General features: G+C 46.3%; 6 protein-coding genes. All 6 read right to left on the bottom strand.

What is annotated here, in order from left to right; translation table 11 throughout:
• On the bottom strand, positions 1-854 hold an 854-nt coding region (locus B9T16_RS25445), incomplete at its 3' end, for a DUF362 domain-containing protein (RefSeq protein WP_353912612.1).
• Between the two features lie 36 nt (positions 855-890).
• On the bottom strand, positions 891-1214 hold the full coding sequence (locus B9T16_RS25440) for a hypothetical protein (RefSeq protein ID WP_006618535.1): 324 nt from the start codon (positions 1212-1214) through the stop codon (positions 891-893).
• Between the two features lie 609 nt (positions 1215-1823).
• Positions 1824-2342, bottom strand: a complete 519-nt coding sequence (locus B9T16_RS25435) for a DUF192 domain-containing protein (protein ID WP_410246073.1) — start codon at positions 2340-2342, stop codon at positions 1824-1826.
• 64 nt (positions 2343-2406) lie between these two features.
• Complete coding sequence (gene nblR, locus B9T16_RS25430; RefSeq protein WP_410246072.1) at positions 2407-3102, bottom strand: response regulator transcription factor NblR; 696 nt, start codon at positions 3100-3102, stop codon at positions 2407-2409.
• 50 nt (positions 3103-3152) lie between these two features.
• Entirely contained in the window at positions 3153-4070 is a 918-nt protein-coding gene (locus B9T16_RS25425) for an NAD(+) kinase (RefSeq protein ID WP_410246071.1), read from the bottom strand.
• Positions 4071-4207: 137 nt separating this feature from the next.
• Positions 4208-5185, bottom strand: a complete 978-nt coding sequence (locus B9T16_RS25420) for an SDR family oxidoreductase (protein WP_006618539.1) — start codon at positions 5183-5185, stop codon at positions 4208-4210.
• Positions 5186-5321: the final 136 nt, after the last annotated feature.

Raw genomic sequence — 5321 nt, 5'->3', positions numbered from 1 at the left:
GTGTCGGGGAGTCGCCAATCGTCAACCCGTAAATCGTCCGGGTGCAACAGAGGAAAAGCGATCGCCTCTAGCTCCCCACACAACCCTAGACTTTTCGCCGCCACTAGGGTCGGGACTAAATCCCATTGTACCCCTAACACTTCTACCATTGCCCTATCGAGAGCAAAAACGTCCTCAGAGGCTCCTAGCAAGCCCAACAAGCGCGGTTCACCGTTACTCGGACCATTTCCCTCATGGGCGATAATACCATCAATAATCGTCAATTCTGGGGCGATCGCTCTAGCAGTTTCTACCAACATTCTACCAAAGCGATCGGCATCTTTTCCCGCTTCCATGTGCCACCAGGCCTTCATTTTCCCCGGAACACAACCAAACAGGTTTTTCACCCCCAGAGTCATTGTTAGCTGGGTGTGAGATTTCACCTTGGGGAGGTTAATCACAACGTCCGCTTCCATAGCCTCCCGACTTAACCGCAGGCGATCGAACTCTTGGGTATCCGTTGAATACTGGCGACCGTGAAATTCCACCACCGGTAAGTCTAACTCCCTAATTAGGGGTAAATAACCGTTGGCTTTCGCTACCCCCAAAGCACTCCCAAAAGCTGGACTATCCCCTAAAAATGGCTGACCACCTACTTCCTTCACTAACCTAGCCACCGCCGCCACCAATTCCGGACGGGTTACACATTCTTTAGTCGGACGAGAACCCGTTAATAAGTTCGGCTTTAATAAAACGCGATCGCCTGGCTTTACCCATCTTCTCACACCTCCCCAAGGTTCTAACAAGGCTTCCAAAGAATGGCGCAAGGCTGAGGGTTCATAGGAACTTGCTCGAATTAAACTTACTGAAGACATGATTTTAATATGAGACGCACCCGCCAATTAACTTAACTACTGCTGTACTCCAATTTTACCCGCTGCTCCCCTTTGTAAGGCGGTTACCCTCTGAGCATTAGTGAAAGTAGCTTGATCTCGAATTTGAGGAAGTGGCGGCTTCACTTCTACCTTACTCACCTTAGCCATACACACCAAAACCGTTTGATCAATTAAGTGCAAAGTTACCCACCGTTGTGATAACATTTGGGGCAATTTTTGGGCTAATTCCGTGGCAGAAATTGGCATACTGAACGTTTCAACTTGACCACTTTCATAGTAAAATGAGATCTGTGGCTCCCCTGTCTCTACCTGCATTGTCGCAAAAGAACCTTTAGGCATGATTGTTCCCTCAATTCAATTAATGTCTTGACACTATGAGGCTGAAGATACGAGAGTTTAAATTGTAATCGTTTTCGGTTGATTTCGTCAAACTTTCCCAGATGTGGCGATCGCACCAAATCACTAAAAATACCCCTAAACTACTTAAAGCCTAGTAGGAGGCTACTAGGCTCTAAACCGACTGAGTAAACTCAGTTGACTCAAGCAGACGTTGGTTAAGTTACTCAGAAAAATGATAGGATCTAAATTTGGTTAACAAAATTTGCAACAACTCTGACTCAGGGAACTCACCTTTAAATCAAGCCGATACAGGCTCCGTTTATAGCACCGATCCCAAACAAACTCAACTTACGAGAGCCTTCAGGCCGGGAGTTGACCCCTTTGACGATGCTAACAAGTTATAGCTCGAACGCACTGTTCAGACGCTGCAATTGGACTCAAGCGGGCGGACACAGGCTTCAAGTCCGAACTGGGTTACTCAAAGAATTTACTTCTTCTTGTGTCCTCATAGTGCTAATATAGCACCATTTTCTGAGTAGGCAAGCATAATTTACAAAGTTTTACAATAGCCATGACAATAGCGATCGCCAAACAGGTAGCAACACTATTCTATGGAGATTCAAGAAAGCTAACCGAGATGCGATCGCCCAATTGTAAACCCAATTCCTCAGTGAGCCCCCCGCGCAACTCAATCACCTTGTCCACCATCACATCAGTAGGTCCATAGGTCGGACAAGGTTCAGCCTCGCAGGGGAGAGCATTAACCTGAATATAACGAACCACCCCATCGCGCATAAAAACCATATCCAAAGGAATCTTGCAGTTTTTCATCCAAAACCCCACCAACTCCGGGCGATCGAAAACAAATAACATACCGCGATCGTCAGGAAGGAAAGTCCGAAACATCAACCCCAAAGCCTGTTGTTGGGGAGTTCTCGCCACCTCAAGCTGAATTTCGCGATCGCCAATCATAGCTTTAGCCGTAATCGGTAGCATTTGACCCTGATTAAAAACCTGCGCCATATCCTGATCAAACTGATCAGCAGGGACGGATATCCTATGGGTATCACAGCCTACCAACAAGCAAGTAATAGTCACACAACTTAACCCCAACCGCCGCCAATCCATCACCCACCGCCCAGACCCGCCGCCAGCCTTCGTGATCAGACTTACACTCAAGGTAAAAATCGACCTAGGTATCTCGCAAAACATATCCTACACCTCTAACAGTCTGAATCAATCGTTTTTCCCCTTCCTCCTCAATTTTGAGTCGCAAATAGCGGATATAAACCTCAATCACATTAGACTCTCCCAAAAAATCATATCCCCAGACATTTTCCAGGATCTGTTCACGAGTCAAAACTTCCCGGGGATGTTCCATTAAATATTTCAGCAAATCATATTCCTTCATAGTTAAATCGATCGCCCGATGGTTACGAATAGCCCGTCTCGTAGCCAAATCCAAGACCAAATCCCCAAACCGCAACATATCCAACTGATTATCTTCAGATTTTAGATATAGCTTCACCAAATCCAGGAACCCCTCACAGCGATAGGGTTTGAGAAAATAATCATCAGCCCCTGATTCCAAAGCCGCCACCCGGTCATCAACCGTATCACGAGCCATAAATATCAATATAGGCGCAGTACAGCCCATTTCCCGGAGATGGCGACACAGAGACAATCCCGACTCTCCCCCCAGCATCCTATCTATCACAATCAAAGCCGGTTGCACTTCCATCACCTGATGTAAACCCATCGCGGTATTGTGAGCCACTACCGGATAGTAACCGGACTCATGCAAGTCATTACTGATATTTTCAGCCAACAGTTGATCACTTTCAATAATCAATATTGAAGCACGGGAATCTAGGGCGATCGCATTCATACGGCAATAGTTATTAACAGTAGAAAACTAATTGATTCGACTCTTGTGCCTCAAGGTAGTTCCACAGAAGTAGGTTTCGCGATATGAGGCAGTCCCCAGCCTAGTTTTTCCCGCAAAATTTGGAAAAATTCCGGTGGTTTCAGACGAATAAAACGAGCCGGAAAAGGCGATCGCTCTACTCGGACGTGMTATTCTGGTAGAACATAACATCCCCCATTGCCATCAACCACCATCACCAATTGATTCGGACTAGCCGGATAAATACTCACCACTTCCCGGTCTGCATAAACCAGAGCCCGCGAAGCCAAAGAGTGGGGACAAATTGGCAACAATTGCATAACCCCCACCCCCGGCGTAACCACTGCTCCCCCCGCCGACAGACAATAAGCAGTGGACCCAGTCGGAGTAGAAATAATCACCCCATCAGCAGCAATATCAACCGGAGCATGGCGACCTATTTCTATTTCAAAATGGCACATACAGGTCATTGGTTCCCGGTGTAGCACCATTTCATTTAAACATAGAGCCTCCCAGAGCAAACTTTCCTGGTTAAATACCCGCACCAATAGCATTGTGCGTTCCTCAACCAAATATTCCCCAGCCAAAACCGCTTCTAAGGCTTGGGGTAACTGATTTAGATAAGTTTCCGTCAGAAATCCCATGTGGCCTGTATTTACCGCCAACATCGGAATACCCTGGGGCGCTAATTGTCGGGACGCAGACAGAACCGTACCATCTCCCCCCAGGACAATAGCAAGGCTCATATCGCGATCGAACTCTGGCGGCGCTAACCCCTCGATCGCAGTATGACACAGAGGGCGATCCGGATTGGAATAACCCAAAATCCCCCCCATTCCCGTAGCTACAAAAACATCCCAACCCAGGTTGGTCAACTTGTCCTTTAATTCAATTGCACTGCGACAAGCAGCAGCCTTAGCATCGTTATAAAGAATCCCTACTTTTGGCACTGGGATAAACTTAATAATGGTTGATCAACAATCAGTGGGGCAAATTTACTTAGCGCCCCATTTTACCACAATCAGCAAAATACTTGACTGATTGATTCTACTAGCCTACTACAACATCAGCCTACAGCCAAATACTCTTACGATTTGAACGGGCTGCGCTTTTGTTTACGTTTTTTCTGTTTTTCTCGTTCATATTCCAACTCTTTCAGTTTTTTCATGATCCGACCAAAGTATTCTTGTAGGTAACTTTCCAGCGTCGTATTTTCTTCTGGGTTCATACCCAATATCTGATACGTCTCATCCATTGACGCTTTCAGAGGTTGACCCGTTGCGAGAACTTCCACAAACGCCAGCCGATCTGAAATATTCAGACTCCACTGGAAAAATCGAGTAACTTTGCGGACAATGCGGACAATGCTGTTAGGTGTGCGCGTGACTCTCGCTTGTTTCCCTGACAGTCTTTCGCACAAGCGGATAATTTCATCCGCTGTCCAAGCCCTCGAACCCACCACCGGAAACGTTTTATTCTCAGCTTCAGGGACGGATAACGCCCGGATCGTGATTTTAGCGATATCCTGAGTATCCATATAGGCGATCGGAGAACTTACCCCTGGAACCCATACAGACTGACCATCTAAAATCGGGATCGCAAATTGACCAATTAAGCCTTGCAAAAAGCCACAGGGTCTCAGAATTGTATATTTAAGGCCAGATTCAGCTAAAAACTTTTCTGTACAGCGTTTAATCTCTAATAATGGCACTTGCGTATATTTTTCCGCATCCAAGAACGAAAAAAACACGAATCTCTCTACCCCAGCCGCTTTAGCCGCCTGAATTAGCGCCACTTTCCCTTTCCAGTCTACATCTTTAATACTTAAGGAATCTGTCGGGCGCGCCGTCGCCGCATCAATTACCACCTTTACCCCCTCTAGCGCCGGTTTTAACGTTTCTGGATCACATAAGTCTCCCGGAACCAGCTCTGCACCCCACTCTTTCAGGAAAGCAGCTTTTTTGTAACTACGCGCTAAACAACGGACCTGGTAGCCTTCATCTAATGCTCGGCGGGCTATCTGTCTACCTAGAGTACCTGTGGCACCAACAATTAATAATGTCATGAATAACCAATATGGGGCTTAAACTTTACCTAAAATATTATCAAAGATTCTCTCATTTTTTTACAAAACTTCATAATTTGCTCAGATTAGAGCCCTACCCCTACCACACCACTAGCGCTAATGGCCATTACTACCA

The sequence above is a fragment of the Arthrospira sp. PCC 8006 genome, from assembly GCF_046480465.1.
GTDB classification, from domain to species: domain Bacteria; phylum Cyanobacteriota; class Cyanobacteriia; order Cyanobacteriales; family Microcoleaceae; genus Limnospira; species Limnospira platensis.
Note: the sequence above shows the minus strand (reverse complement) of the source record. Positions and strands in the feature narration are given on the sequence as shown.

What these genes read in the sequence shown, in the direction of transcription:
- B9T16_RS25440 (WP_006618535.1), bottom strand. Translation starts at nt 1,214, where the DNA reads ATGCCTAAAGGTTCTTTTGCGACAATGCAGGTAGAGACAGGGGAGCCA.
- B9T16_RS25435 (WP_410246073.1), bottom strand. Translation starts at nt 2,342, where the DNA reads ATGGATTGGCGGCGGTTGGGGTTAAGTTGTGTGACTATTACTTGCTTG.
- nblR (WP_410246072.1), bottom strand. Translation starts at nt 3,102, where the DNA reads ATGAATGCGATCGCCCTAGATTCCCGTGCTTCAATATTGATTATTGAA.
- B9T16_RS25420 (WP_006618539.1), bottom strand. Translation starts at nt 5,185, where the DNA reads ATGACATTATTAATTGTTGGTGCCACAGGTACTCTAGGTAGACAGATA.